At 51.1% G+C, this 12611-nt stretch carries 12 protein-coding genes and 1 tRNA gene; 7 read left to right on the top strand and 6 right to left on the bottom strand.

Annotated elements, in window-relative coordinates; genetic code table 11:
- Window positions 1-247 precede the first annotated feature (247 nt).
- From HMPREF3277_RS08865 to HMPREF3277_RS08850, 4 genes are all read right to left on the bottom strand, one after another.
- Window positions 248-2017, bottom strand: a complete 1770-nt coding sequence (locus tag HMPREF3277_RS08865; protein WP_070870871.1) for an acyl-CoA dehydrogenase family protein — start codon at window positions 2015-2017, stop codon at window positions 248-250.
- A gap of 274 nt (window positions 2018-2291) precedes the next feature.
- Window positions 2292-2714: an NTF2 fold immunity protein gene (locus HMPREF3277_RS08860; RefSeq protein WP_210401166.1), complete on the bottom strand. Its 423-nt coding sequence runs from the start codon at window positions 2712-2714 to the stop codon at window positions 2292-2294.
- A 173-nt stretch (window positions 2715-2887) separates the two neighbouring features.
- Window positions 2888-3310 carry an NTF2 fold immunity protein gene (locus HMPREF3277_RS08855; RefSeq protein ID WP_210401165.1) on the bottom strand — a complete coding sequence of 141 codons (423 nt, stop codon included), beginning with the start codon at window positions 3308-3310 and terminating at the stop codon, window positions 2888-2890.
- A 107-nt stretch (window positions 3311-3417) separates the two neighbouring features.
- The gene (locus HMPREF3277_RS08850) at window positions 3418-4050 is read right to left on the bottom strand and encodes an MBL fold metallo-hydrolase (protein ID WP_070870866.1); all 633 of its coding nucleotides are present in this window, start codon (window positions 4048-4050) and stop codon (window positions 3418-3420) included.
- 134 nt (window positions 4051-4184) lie between these two features.
- Between HMPREF3277_RS08850 and HMPREF3277_RS08845 the strand changes: the two genes are divergently transcribed.
- From HMPREF3277_RS08845 to ptsP, 6 genes are all read left to right on the top strand, one after another.
- Window positions 4185-5003: a DNA ligase gene (locus tag HMPREF3277_RS08845; RefSeq protein ID WP_107976879.1), complete on the top strand. Its 819-nt coding sequence runs from the start codon at window positions 4185-4187 to the stop codon at window positions 5001-5003.
- Window positions 5004-5183: 180 nt separating this feature from the next.
- Window positions 5184-6773, top strand: a complete 1590-nt coding sequence (locus tag HMPREF3277_RS08840) for a hypothetical protein (protein ID WP_070870863.1) — start codon at window positions 5184-5186, stop codon at window positions 6771-6773.
- Window positions 6774-7190: 417 nt separating this feature from the next.
- Window positions 7191-7754 (top strand): hypoxanthine-guanine phosphoribosyltransferase, encoded by a 564-nt coding sequence (locus HMPREF3277_RS08835; RefSeq protein ID WP_070870861.1) that lies wholly within the window; start codon window positions 7191-7193, stop codon window positions 7752-7754.
- A 130-nt stretch (window positions 7755-7884) separates the two neighbouring features.
- A complete protein-coding gene (locus HMPREF3277_RS08830; protein ID WP_003755891.1) occupies window positions 7885-8322 on the top strand; it encodes a PTS sugar transporter subunit IIA in 438 nt (145 codons plus the stop codon).
- A gap of 47 nt (window positions 8323-8369) precedes the next feature.
- Window positions 8370-8639 carry an HPr family phosphocarrier protein gene (locus HMPREF3277_RS08825; RefSeq protein WP_003767811.1) on the top strand — a complete coding sequence of 90 codons (270 nt, stop codon included), beginning with the start codon at window positions 8370-8372 and terminating at the stop codon, window positions 8637-8639.
- Entirely contained in the window at window positions 8639-10426 is a 1788-nt protein-coding gene (gene ptsP / locus HMPREF3277_RS08820; protein WP_070870859.1) for a phosphoenolpyruvate--protein phosphotransferase, read from the top strand. Before HMPREF3277_RS08825 ends, ptsP begins: the two co-directional genes overlap by 1 nt.
- Before the next feature lie 231 nt (window positions 10427-10657).
- Here the strand turns inward: ptsP and HMPREF3277_RS08815 are convergent, their stop codons facing one another.
- The gene (locus tag HMPREF3277_RS08815) at window positions 10658-11068 is read right to left on the bottom strand and encodes an Ag473 family lipoprotein (protein ID WP_003755882.1); all 411 of its coding nucleotides are present in this window, start codon (window positions 11066-11068) and stop codon (window positions 10658-10660) included.
- Window positions 11069-11269: 201 nt separating this feature from the next.
- Between HMPREF3277_RS08815 and HMPREF3277_RS08810 the strand changes: the two genes are divergently transcribed.
- Window positions 11270-11345 (top strand) — tRNA-Lys (locus HMPREF3277_RS08810).
- A 313-nt stretch (window positions 11346-11658) separates the two neighbouring features.
- Here HMPREF3277_RS08810 and HMPREF3277_RS08805 read toward each other — a convergent pair.
- Complete coding sequence (locus HMPREF3277_RS08805) at window positions 11659-12201, bottom strand: c-type cytochrome (protein ID WP_070870857.1); 543 nt, start codon at window positions 12199-12201, stop codon at window positions 11659-11661.
- Between the last annotated feature and the right edge of the window lie 410 nt (window positions 12202-12611).

Below are 12611 nucleotides of genomic sequence, written 5' to 3'. Positions count from 1 at the left end.
TTTATGAGTGTCCAAGATTTGGGGGCCAGTTCATAGCGTTAAAACGTTTTCAGACGACCTTTTTACGCGGCGGCAAGCCTGTTTCCTTTCCATATTCGGCACAAACATCCAAACCTTCCGTCCAATGCTCGAGCAGACAGGTTGCCCAATTCGATTAATGCGTTCTGTCCACTTATCACCCTTATCAAAAAAGGTCGTCTGAAACCCAAAATCCGGTTTCAGACGACCTTTTTCAAACCCGTATCCGTCAATAAAGTTCTAACGGCACGTCCAGCAATGCCTGCACGTTTTCAATCTGCGCGGCGCAGGCGTAAACCTGCGGCAGGACGTGGGCGCAATAGACGCGGGCGTTGTGTTGCTGCGCGGCGTAGAAACCGCTGCCGAAGCCGTCGGCGTCGTCCTTTTGGGCGGCTTCGGCGGCAAGGTAGGCGCGGGCGAGTCCGATGGCGCCGAGCGTCAGCCCCATTTGTTGCAGGTAGGCGTTGGACGCGGCGGCGGCAAGGGCGGGACGGTCGGCGTATCCGACCATGCGGGCGATGCTTTGTTCCGCCGTTTCAATGGCTTGCGCCAGTTGCTGCGCGACGACGGGTTCGGCGGCCGCGAGTTTGTCCGCCAGCCCTTTGCCTTCGGCGAGCAGCTTCAAGGGCAGCGCGCCGTTTTTGCCGGTGGTTTTGCGCCCTGCCAAATCGGCGGCCTGTATGCCGTTGGTGCCTTCGTAAATCGGCGTAATCCGCACGTCACGCAGGTATTGCGCCACGCCGCTTTCTTCGACGTAACCCGCACCGCCGTAAATCTGGACGGCGAGGTTGGTCAGGACGACGCCGTTGTCGGTCGGCCAGGCTTTGACGATGGGAATCAGGAAATCCAGTTCGCGCTCCGCTTCTTTGCGCAATACGTTGTCGGGGCAGGCGGCGGCAACATCGGTCAGGGCGGCGGCGCGCAGATACAGGGCGCGTTGGGCGGCGAGCGTTGCCTTTTGTATCAACAACATACGGCGCACGTCAGGATGGCGGATAATCGCTACGTCGTCTGAACCGTCCGCCTCGTCGCGTCCCTGCACGCGCTCTTTCGCATAGGCGAGCGCGTTTTGGTAGGCGCGTTCGGCAACGGCGTGGCCTTCGATGCCGACGTTCAGCCGTGCGGTTTTCATCATGGTAAACATATACGCCAAACCCTTGCCCGCCCTGCCGACCAGATAGCCTTCGGCGTTGTCGAACTCCATCGTACAGGTCGGGCTGGCGTGTATGCCGAGCTTGTGTTCGATACCGATGGCGCGCACGCCGTTGCGTCCGCCCAAGCTGCCGTCCGCATTCACCAAATATTTCGGCACGATAAACATCGACACGCCCTGCACGCCCGGCGCGGCATCGGGCAGGCGCGCGAGCACCAGATGGACGATGTTTTCCGTCATTTCCTGATCGCCCCAAGTGATGAAGATTTTCTGACCGCTGAGGGCATACGCGCCGTTTTCTTTCGGCACGGCGCGGGTGGCGATATGGTTCAAATCCGAACCCGCCTGCGGTTCGCTCAAATTCATCGTTCCCGCCCATTCGCCGCTGCACATTTTCGGCAGATAGGTCTGTTTCTGCTCCTCGCTGCCGTGTTTGAACAGCGCGTCCACCGCCCCCAGCGTCAGCATCGGCATCAGCGACAGGGCGAGGTTGGCGGCGCACCACATCTCTTCACACGCCGCCGACACGACCGCCGGCAGCCCCTGTCCGCCAAACTCCGCCGGCGCGCGCAAACCCGCCCAGCCCGCTTCGCAGAAATCATAGTAGGCACGCGCCAAATCGGGATGAGTGGTGATCAGGTCGTCTGAAAAACCCGCGCCGTGCAAATCGCCGGTGCAGTTGGTGTCCGCCCATTGTTCCGAGGCAAACCGCGCCGCTTCGTCCAGCACCGCATCCACCGTTTCCGCATCCAAACCTTCCGCATGGGGCAGTTGCAGGATTTCGTCCAACCTGCCGTGCACGCGGATGCCGAAACACAATTCGTTTACAGGGGCCGTGTAGCTCATGGAATCTCTCCGAAGTGAATGATTTGAAATGGATTTGGGATAAATTGGTATAGTTATACTAATCCTAAACCACAGGTTTGCAAAGCGCAGGTTTTCAGACGACCTCGGGCAAAATACAAACCTATCCTTCTATTTTTAAACAAATTATTTCAAATCGGGCGGCATGGGCAGAGCGCAGCAGGTTTGAGCGCGGTCAAAGTAGGCGGAGGTCGTCTGAAAAAGATTTCGGGCTTTTCAGACGACCTCCATTTACTGACAACAAATTATCGTTTCTTCAAAACAATTGGCGGGACTTCTTCCATTTATCGTAATACATAAAACCCATTTGATCGATTTTCCATTCCCCGCCTTCCAAAACCAGCGTATAGGTTTTCTTTTCCTCCCCATCTTCCAACACATCTATTTCGTATTTTTTATCGCTGATTTTCCGTTCGGCTGTAATGGTTTGGTTATATTCTGGAGGCATTCGAAAAATTAACGCCTCCAGTCGAGACTGTTTCAATGACAGCGCCCTTTTTGATAAAAATTTATGTTGTATACTTTTAATTCCCTCTGAAAGCTTAACTTTATTTTCTTCTGAATAGAACTCCCCAAAATTATCCTTATCCATATAATTTTGAAGAATTTCTCCCCAATACAGTTCAAAATCTTTCATTAGCTGAATGAACTCAGCTAATGTTTCATGCGCGGTTTTCATATGACGAACTTCCTTTGAAGTGTATTCCATTGCATTTTACTCATTCCCTATAAAAAGATTTTGAACTTTTCAGACGACCTTTTTAAGAAAACAAATTTTCCGGGAATCAGCCCTTCAACCAACTTTATCAGGGTATTGATTCTTAAGCCAACCGATGACAAGTTATCGTCTATTCAAAACAATTGGCGGGACTTCTTCCATTTATCGTAATACATAAAACCCATTTGATCGATTTTCCATTCCCCGCCTTCCAAAACCAGCGTATAGGTTTTCTTTTCCCCACTATCATCCAACACATCTATTTCATATTTTTTATCACTGATTTTCCGTTCGGCTGTAATGGTTTGGTTATATTCTGGAGGCATTTGAAAATCAGGAGCTTCTTGTCTAGCTCGCTTTAAAGATAAAGCTTTTTTAGATAAAAATTGGTGGTGTATTTTTTTGATTTCGTCAGATCTTTTTTTGCTGTTTTCATCTTCATCAATTTCAAAAAAAGTACCTTCATCCAAACTTTTTTGAGTAAGCCCTCCCCAATACAATTCATAATCTTTCATTTGTTGAATGAACTCAGCTAATGTTTCATGCGCGGTTTTCATATGACGAACTTCCTTTGAAGTGTATTCCATTGCATTTTACTCATTTTCTATAAAAAGGTCGTCTGAAACGCTTATCCGTGTTTCAGACGACCTTTTGCTTTCAGGATTTAAAAAAACGGATTGTGCCGTTTTTCATGTCCAATGTCGGTCATTCTGCCGTGTCCGGCGATGACGCGGGTGTCTTCGGGCAGGACGAACAGTTTGGTGCGGATATTATGGATGAGGTCGGCGTGGTTGCCGCGCGGGAAGTCGGTTCTGCCTATGGTTTCGTAAAACAATACGTCGCCCGCGATGAGCAGCCCTGCTTCGGCGCAGTAGAAAACGACGTGGCCGGGCGTGTGGCCGGGGATGTGCAGGACTTGGAAGGCGTGGCTGCCGACCTTGAGCGTTTCGCCTTCGGTCAGCCAGCGGGTCGGCTCGAACGCGGGGGAAACGGGAAAGCCGTATTGGGCGGTCGTTTCGGGCAGGGCTTGGAGCAGGAAATCGTCGTCTGCATGAGGGCCGATGACGGGGACGGGGCGGTGTTTCCGCAATTCCACCACGCCGCCGGCATGGTCGAGGTGTCCGTGGGTCAGCCAAATGGCGGTCAGGGTGAGGTTTTTCGCGTCCAACTCTTGCAGCAGGTAGGGAACGTCGCCGCCGACATCGGTCAGGACGGCTTCGCGGGTTTCGTCATCCCACAAAAGGGTACAGTTTTGGCGGAAAGGGGTAACGGCAATGATTTCGGCTTGAAGTGCCATGAGGCGGGATTCCTTGGGTAGTGGTTGGACGGGGGCTTGAACTTCGTTGAAACGATGTTTTCAGACGACCTTCGGTCTGTTTATGCGGTATCATTATTATATTTGAAATAATCACTCACATTATTGGAACGTTTATGAGAACTTCAATGCAGGGCATGATACCGATTTTTGCCGCTTTTTTCATCCAAACGGCGCTCGGCGCGGATTTGATGCTGGCGCAGGAATACAAAGACCAAGAGATTGCGGGTTGGGCGATGAGCGAGAAGCTCGACGGCGTGCGCGCGTATTGGGACGGGCGGCAACTGGTCAGCAGGCAGGGCTACGCGTTTACCCCGCCCAAAGGTTTTACCGCGCAGTTCCCGCCCTATCCGCTCGACGGCGAGCTGTATAGCGGGCGCGGACAGTTTGAACAGATTTCCGCCGCCGTGCGCTCGTCTTCCGGCGATTGGCGCGGCATCCGCCTACACGTTTTCGACGTACCCAAAGCGCAGGGCAACCTCTACCAACGCCTCGCCGTCGCAACGCAATGGCTGAAAACGCATCCGAACGCGCCCATCACCATCATCCCGCAAACCAAAGTCCGCGACCGGCAGCACGCGATGGATTTTTTGAAACAAATCGAAGCGCAGGGCGGCGAAGGCGTGATGCTGCGCCAGCCTGAATCGCGTTACAGCGGCGGCAGGAGCAGCCAATTATTGAAGCTGAAAAGCCAATACGACGACGAATGCACGGTAACGCGGCATTATGAAGGCAAAGGGCGCAACGCCGGACGGCTGGGCGCGGTCGGCTGCAAAAACCGACACGGCGAATTCCGCATCGGCAGCGGCTTCAAAGACAAAGACCGCGACAACCCGCCCAAAATCGGCTCGGTCATCACATACCGCTACCGTGGTTTCACGCAAAAAGGCACGCCGAAATTTGCCACGTTTGTGCGGGTCAGGACGGACAGGTAAGAGCCGATGGTCGAAAGGTCGTCTGAAAACCGTATTTTTAGGTTTTCAGACGACCTTTTTATAAACATGGATGGATACTGAATCGGTTTTATGTTTTGGGGGCGGGAAGGAAGACTTCGGTATATGGTGTACAATTTTCGTCTGATTGGTTTTTAATGGATTGGTTTGATAGAGGGATAAATGATGGCTGTTAAAGATTTGATTATTGAAAGTCTTTCATTATTTAATGAGGGAAAATACGCTGAAGCGATTGAAAAGCTGCACCAGGCTTGGGATGGAATTACGAATAAAAATACTCAGATCACAGAGCAATGTGATATTCAATATTGGCTTGGCGATTGTTATTTTGAACAGGCCATAGCTAAGAATACGAATAAAACAGATAGGCTGATTGATAAAGCTGTTAAACATTTTCAAGAGTCGTTGAGTCTTACCAAGCACCTGACAGATGAACAAGATCGTATTTATCGACAAATCTATGCCCAATCTGGGCTGGGCAGTTGTTATATTGAACAGATTAAGAGCAGTAAAAGCACATCCAAAGCGGAAATATTTATTAAACAGGCTAGCGAAAATTTTTCCGCTGTTTACGAAAAAATATCACAATTAAATGATGAAGTAGAAAAAAAGGAATGGGAAAAAATAATCCGTCCAAGTTTAAGAGATATTGATTACCTCAATAAAGATTGGAATTCCTATTTTGAAAAGAAAAAACAAGAAATACAGGAATTGCTTTTCAAAAACAAAACTTCACAACCGCAAGACGCTGTTGCGACCATTTTGGCGGTTCTCCACATCACACCGATAGAGTTGGGTTTCACCCCGATGGCTCATTACACTTCGCCCCATGTATGCCATATATTATTCGGGATTGATGGCAACGAAATCGACATTCCGATGCGGCTCGGCAGCTCGACCTATATGAACGACCCGTCCGAAGGCAGGGGGCTACTGGACTTGCTGAACCAACAGGATTTGGAGTTGGAAAACAAGGCGGATGGCGCGTCCCATAATGCTTTTTTCACCTGTTTCTCCAGCCGCGTCAACGATTTGAACCAGTTCCGCCTGTATGGCAAAGAAGACGGCGTGGAGGCTTCGGGCTGCTGCCTGGTGTTCAATAAAAACGGGGATTGGCTAAGAGAAGCGGATGTTTCGGTCCCATTCCGCAGCCTATCTGAAAAGTCAGGGCAGGATTCAGACGACCTGCCGGAAGACGGTTTTTGGAATGATGAATACGAAAAGCTGCCGCTTTATCAAGTTGCTTATATCGCTTACAAAGATGAATATATTGCTGAAAAGAAATGTGGGATATGGCTTCTTCCTCAAGAAAAACTGAAATTCGGTATCCGCCTGAAACCCGTCGGCAATGAAGAATGGCATCAGTTCCGCTTGGAAAAATTAAAAGAAGCGTTGGAAGAGCTTATCGAGTTTTTCAAGGACAACTCCGCCGTCAGCGACGACGATAAAGAAGCCTTGGAATACATCCGCTATCTGTTTAAAGACTTCGCCTTCCGCGACGAAGAAGAGTTCCGCCTGCTGGTTATCAAACCAATCGATTCGGAGGAAATCGAATATTGCGAGACGACCCAATCCCTCTATATCCCTTATGCCGATATACGGAATCTGGCGGACGAGGTAATTTTGGGCACGAATTACGAAAAAACCGGCAATCAACGCAAGGCGGAAGTGTTCCGCTATCAAATGAAGCAAAAATGCCCCGACGTCAAAGTCTCCCGCTCGACGCTGCCGATTAATCCGCCGAATAAGTAGCTTGGTTTGCGCGGCAATGCCGAACCGGCCGTAGGTCGGATACTTGTATCCGACAAAAACCTGCCATCCCAAAAGCCGTCGGATTCAAGAATCCGACCTACTGAAACCAAGCCAGTTCGGCGCATTCCGCCAACGCCTGCCACGCGGGCTTTGCCTGCGAAAAGGGTTTTCCTGCTCAAAAACGACAATACGGGTTAAAGCGGCAGCGGGATTTCAGTCAGCCGTAGGTCGGATACTTGTATCCGACAAAAACCTGCCATCTCAAAAGCCGTCGGATTCGAGAATCCGACCTACTGCAACTGATGGCTAGGCCGGTGTATTGAAAGCGATGGCAAAATCCGCTTCTCTGTTTTCAGACAACCTTAGCCCGTTTTGGGTTTATAATTTCCTTTTTCCCAACTGATTTCCCCGTTTACCATGATCGATTTAGAAACCAAACGCCTTGAAACCCAAGCCATGCTTGATAATGCCGAGCTTTTGTTCGACCAAGACCAATGCCGTGCCGCGCTGCAAAAAGTGGCGGACGAGATTACGCGCGACTTGGGGGATAAATATCCGCTCCTGCTGCCTGTAATGGGCGGGGCGGTGGTGTTTACGGGGCAGTTGCTGCCGCTGTTGCGCTTTCCGTTGGACTTTGATTATGTTCATGTTTCCCGTTACGGCGACAAGCTGGCGGGCGGTGCGTTCAACTGGAAACGGATGCCCGACTCGGAGCAGATTCGGGGGCGTCATGTGGTCGTATTGGACGATATTTTGGACGAGGGACACACGATGTCGGCGATTCAGTCCAAGCTCTTGGAAATGGGCGCGGCGAGCTGCCGTGCGGCTGTGTTTGCCAACAAGTTGATCGACAAGGAAAAACCGACCAAGGCGGATTATGTCGGAATGGATGTTCCCAACCGCTACGTCTTCGGCTACGGTATGGACGCGGCGGGCTGCTGGCGCAATTTGGGCGAGATTTATGCGCTCAACCAAGGCTGAGACAAGATTAAAAAAGGTCGTCTGAAAACCTTTTCAGACGACCTTTGTGCCACCATATCGCGCTATGTGGCGGGTGAACGGACGATACTTTCGCCCACACCGGCCGAATAAAATCATCAGAGAACACATCATGATCAACCTTTTAATCATTACCCACGAGGCAGTAGGCGAAGCCTACCGCAGCCTGACCCATCATTTCTTCCCGACGGGCATGCCGGAAAACATCCGCATCCTCGGCGTAGAGCCTGACGAAGACCAAAACGACATCATCAACAATGCCATCGCCGCGCTGCAAGAGTTTCCTGAAAACCACGGCGTATTGATTATGACCGACATCTTCGGCGCGACGCCGTGCAATGCCGCCCGCAGGCTGGTTCGCGCGGGCAAATCCGCCATCCTGACCGGACTGAACGCACCGATGATGATTAAAGCGACCCAATACTCGCCCATGGCGGAAGATCTCGCCGCCTTTACTGAAACGGTCAGGGAAGCCGCCGTCAAAGGCATTTTCGCCATCACCGCCGAACCGGAAGATTTGGTGTGCAAACAGCACGCCGAAGCCGTCTAAGCCTACCGACACGTTTTCAGACGACCCCGCACACCCGAAAGCCGAACATGCAAAAACAACAAATCGAAATCATCAACAAACTCGGACTCCACGCCCGCGCTTCCAGCAAATTCACCCAAACCGCGTCTCAGTTTCAAAGCGAAGTCTGGGTGACGAAAAACGGAAGCCGCGTCAATGGCAAAAGCATCATGGGCTTAATGATGCTCGCCGCCGCCAAAGGCACGATCATCGAGCTGGAAACCGACGGTTTGGACGAAGCCGCAGCCATGAAGGCATTGACCGACTTAATCAACGACTACTTCGGCGAGGGCGAATAATGAGTATCGTGCTGCACGGTGTTGCCGCGGGCAAAGGCATCGCCATCGGACAAGCCCACCTGATTACGCGCGGCACGGCGGAAGTGCCGCAATACGACGTTTCAGACGACCTCATCGACGCCGAAGCCGCCCGTTTCGATGCCGCCATCAAAGCCACGCGCAAAGAGTTGGAACAGTTGCGCAGCGCGATTCCTGAAAACGCTCCGACCGAATTGGGCGCGTTTATTTCGCTGCACCTCATGCTGCTGACCGACGTGACCCTCTCGCGCGAACCCGTCGATATTTTAAAAGAACAAAAAATCAACGCCGAATGGGCGTTGAAGCAGCAAAGCGACAAGCTCGCTGCCCAGTTCGACAGCATCGAAGACGACTACCTGCGCGAACGCAAACAAGACATGCTGCAAGTCGTCCGCCGCATCCACAACAACCTCGTCGGACAAAGCAACGACTTAAACCTCAACGAAGGCTTGTTTGAAGACACCATCCTGATTGCCCACGACCTCTCGCCCGCCGACACCGTCCTCTTCAAAGAGCAGCGCATCACCGCCTTCGTTACCGACGTCGGCGGCCCAACCAGCCACACCGCCATCTTAGGCCGCAGCCTCGACATCCCTTCCGTCATCGGCCTGCACAACGCCCGCAGGCTCATTACCGAAAACGAAACCGTCATCGTTGACGGCATCAACGGCGTCCTCATCATCGATCCGGACGAAGTCGTCCTCAACGAATACCGCCGCCTCGCCCGCGAATACCGCCTCCACAAGCGCGAACTCAACAAGCTCAAAAAAACCGCCGCCACCACCGCCGACGGCATCAACATCGAGCTGCTCGCCAACATCGAATCCGCCGAAGACATCAAAGCCCTGCACAACTTCGGCGCAGACGGCGTCGGACTCTTCCGCAGCGAATTCCTCTATCTCAACCGCGACACCATGCCGTCTGAAGACGAGCAATACGAAGTGTACAGCGCGATTGTGAAAAAAATGAAAGGCAAAAGCATCACCATCCGCACCGTCGATTTGGGTGTGGACAAAAATCCCCGCTGGTTCGGTCAAAATTCCACCCCCAACGGCAGCCTCAACCCCGCGCTCGGACTCACCGGCATCCGCCTGTGCCTCGCCGAACCCGTCATGTTCCGCACCCAAATGCGTGCCATCCTCCGCGCCGCCGTCCACGGCCCCGTGCGCATGATGTGGCCGATGATTACCTCCTTGTCCGAAGTGCGCCAATGCCTGATCCACCTCGACACCGCCCAACGCCAGCTTGCCGAACGCGGCGAAACCTTCGGCACCGTCAGCGTCGGCTGCATGATTGAAATCCCGTCCGCCGCCATGACCGTCGGCAGCATCCTGAAACTGACCGACTTCATCTCCATCGGCACCAACGACCTGATCCAATACATCTTGTCGGTTGACCGCGGCGACGACAGCGTCAGCCACCTCTACCAGCCCGGCCATCCCGCCGTGTTGAAAACCATCCAGCACATCATCCGCACCGCCAACCGCATGGAAAAAAGCGTCTCCATATGCGGCGAAATGGCAGGTGACACCACCTACACGCGGATGCTGCTGGGCATGGGGCTGCGCCGATTTTCCATGAACCCCAACAACCTGCTCCCTGTCAAAAACATCATCCTGCACAGCAACACCGCCCTGCTCGAAACCGAAACCGCCAAAATCCTCCGCAGCGAAGATTCGGAAAAGACCGAAAAGCTGCTGAAATTGCTCAACAGCGCGGAACACGAAGAAGAGCGGCAGGAAGAAGACAGCTCGATAGCGCAGGCGTAAACAAGGTTTCTATAGTGGATTAATAAATCAGGACAAGGCGACGAAGCCGTAGACAGTACAGATAGTACGGAACCGATTCACTTGGTGCTTCAGCACCTTAGAGAATCGTTCTCTTTGAGCTAAGGAGAGGTAACGCCGTACTGGTTTAAAGTTAATCCACTATATAAACCAAAAGGTCGTCTGAAAACCAACTTCGGTTTTCAGGCGACCTTTTTATGTCAACACGACAAATTATTTAGCAGCGTCTTTCATTTTGTCCGCAGCTTCTTGAGTGGCATCAGCGGCTTTGTTCAAAGAATCTTTGGCTGCATCGGTAGCCGCTTCTTTGGCTTTACCGGCCGCTTCTTTAGTTTCGGTAACGGCTTTATCTGCCGCTTCTTTTACATCGGTAGCTGCTTTGTCGGCAGCTTCTTTAGTTTCAGTCATGGCTTTATCGGCAGTTTCTTTTGCATCAGCCGCAGCGTCTTTGACTTTATCTTTCGCTTCTTGGGCGGCAGAAGCAGCAGAATCAGCGGCAGAAGCTGCAGTGTTTTTAACATCGGACGCAACGGCTTGTGCCGCTTCCTTAGTCTCTTGCTTGGTCTCTTGGGAACAAGCCGCCAAAGCAGCCGCCATCATTGCGGCAATCAGTAATTTTTTCATGTCCTATCCTTCTTGAATTTTTGGTTAAGATTTTGGTTAAAATGCTGTTTTATATAAACAGCCCGAAAAATTGTAACACATATCATGTTAATAATCTCTTCTATATGACGATAAACAGTGCTTTAAGTTCTATTTTGTTCCGAAAAAATACAGAAAAACATTGACACTGCTCATCTGTTTCTATAAAATTCACAGCTTATCGGGTCGTTAGCTCAGTCGGTAGAGCAGCGGACTTTTAATCCGTTGGTCGAGCGTTCGAATCGCTCACGACCCACCAAATTTAAAAAGCTGAGTTGAAAAACTCAGCTTTTTTATTGCCTTTCTGCCTTAGTTCTAACATTTAGACTGCGCCATCGTTAATCAAAGATCAGGTCGTCTGAAAACAGGATGATGTTTCAGACGAGCTTCCCTCAACTTCCTGTGTAGTGGTCGAAGTCAGTTTGAATCAAGACAAGGCGAAGCAACACCGCATTGATTTCAGCTTAATCTTATACCGTTTCCCATCAAAGCAAATCCGAACCGTCTCGACGCTTGGCTGTTTTTCCATAAAAAACGCACCTTATTGCAAGGTGCGTTTTGATTTGTACAGCTTAGAATTTGGCGCCGGATTGGTTTGCCATATAGTCAACCGCCGCTTTGACTTCGTCATCGCTCAGGCTGGTGTTGCCGCCTTTTGCCGGCATGGTGTTGAAGCCTTCGAGTGCATGTTTATGCAGGGTTTCTTTGCCTTGTTTGATGCGCGGAGCCCAATCATCATTTTTACCGACGACCGGAGCGCCCGGGATGGTACCGCCGTGGCACATTTTACAGTTGGCTTCGAAAACGGCTTTGCCGTCCACTTTGGCGGACGAGGCATCTTTTTTCTCGTCGGCAGGCGCAGCTTCTGTTTTTTCTGCCGGTTTGGCTTCAGAGGCAGGAGCTTCTTTTACTTCTGATGCGGCTTTGGCGGCAGTATCTTCTACTTTGCTCGCCACTGCTTGAGCGGAAGATGCAGCAGCATCGGTAGCAGAAGCCGCAGCGTCTTTAACCTCGGAAGCTACGGCAGAAGCCGCTTCCTTAGTTTCCTGCTTGGCTTCTTGGGAACAAGCCGACAAAGCGGCCATCATCATCGCAGCAATTAGTAATTTGTTCATGTTCTATCCTTCTTAAATTTTTTAGTTAAGGTACTGTTTTATAAAACAGCTGAAAAAATTCTAACACACATCATTTTCATGTTCCCGCCAATGTAGTGGGTTGTAGTAACAAATATTGGCATAAGTCATGTTTTGTTCTGAAAAAAGGCCGAAAATGTTGACACCCGCACAATCATTCCTATATAGCCTCCGGCTTATTGGGCGGTTTGAACCTTGTTTGCTATGCCTTTAAATCCGCCCGAATCCTGCCCAATTTCAAAATCCCGGCTTTAAAAGCCGGCTTTTTATGGGCGCGCCATTTCAATTCCAACTCATGCTCAAACCAATCAATCCCTATTTTCTTTCATGCAAAAAGGTCGTCTGAAACCCTACATCAGGTTTCAGACGACCTTTTTATAGTGGATTAACTT

The organism is Neisseria sp. HMSC70E02 (assembly GCF_001838645.1).
GTDB classification, from domain to species: Bacteria; Pseudomonadota; Gammaproteobacteria; order Burkholderiales; family Neisseriaceae; genus Neisseria; species Neisseria macacae.
The sequence above is the reverse complement of the archived record's forward strand: the minus strand, read 5'-3'. Positions and strand labels throughout refer to the sequence as shown.

What these genes read in the sequence shown, in the direction of transcription:
- HMPREF3277_RS08855 (WP_210401165.1), bottom strand. Translation starts at nt 3,310, where the DNA reads ATGAAAACCGCGCATGAAACATTAGCTGAGTTCATTCAACAAATGAAA.
- HMPREF3277_RS08845 (WP_107976879.1), top strand. Translation starts at nt 4,185, where the DNA reads ATGAGAACTTCAATGCAGGGCATGATACCGATTTTTGCCGCTTTTTTC.
- HMPREF3277_RS08850 (WP_070870866.1), bottom strand. Translation starts at nt 4,050, where the DNA reads ATGGCACTTCAAGCCGAAATCATTGCCGTTACCCCTTTCCGCCAAAAC.
- HMPREF3277_RS08815 (WP_003755882.1), bottom strand. Translation starts at nt 11,068, where the DNA reads ATGAAAAAATTACTGATTGCCGCAATGATGGCGGCTGCTTTGGCGGCT.
- HMPREF3277_RS08805 (WP_070870857.1), bottom strand. Translation starts at nt 12,201, where the DNA reads ATGAACAAATTACTAATTGCTGCGATGATGATGGCCGCTTTGTCGGCT.
- HMPREF3277_RS08830 (WP_003755891.1), top strand. Translation starts at nt 7,885, where the DNA reads ATGATCAACCTTTTAATCATTACCCACGAGGCAGTAGGCGAAGCCTAC.
- HMPREF3277_RS08835 (WP_070870861.1), top strand. Translation starts at nt 7,191, where the DNA reads ATGATCGATTTAGAAACCAAACGCCTTGAAACCCAAGCCATGCTTGAT.
- HMPREF3277_RS08840 (WP_070870863.1), top strand. Translation starts at nt 5,184, where the DNA reads ATGATGGCTGTTAAAGATTTGATTATTGAAAGTCTTTCATTATTTAAT.
- ptsP (WP_070870859.1), top strand. Translation starts at nt 8,639, where the DNA reads ATGAGTATCGTGCTGCACGGTGTTGCCGCGGGCAAAGGCATCGCCATC.
- HMPREF3277_RS08865 (WP_070870871.1), bottom strand. Translation starts at nt 2,017, where the DNA reads ATGAGCTACACGGCCCCTGTAAACGAATTGTGTTTCGGCATCCGCGTG.
- HMPREF3277_RS08825 (WP_003767811.1), top strand. Translation starts at nt 8,370, where the DNA reads ATGCAAAAACAACAAATCGAAATCATCAACAAACTCGGACTCCACGCC.
- HMPREF3277_RS08860 (WP_210401166.1), bottom strand. Translation starts at nt 2,714, where the DNA reads ATGAAAACCGCGCATGAAACATTAGCTGAGTTCATTCAGCTAATGAAA.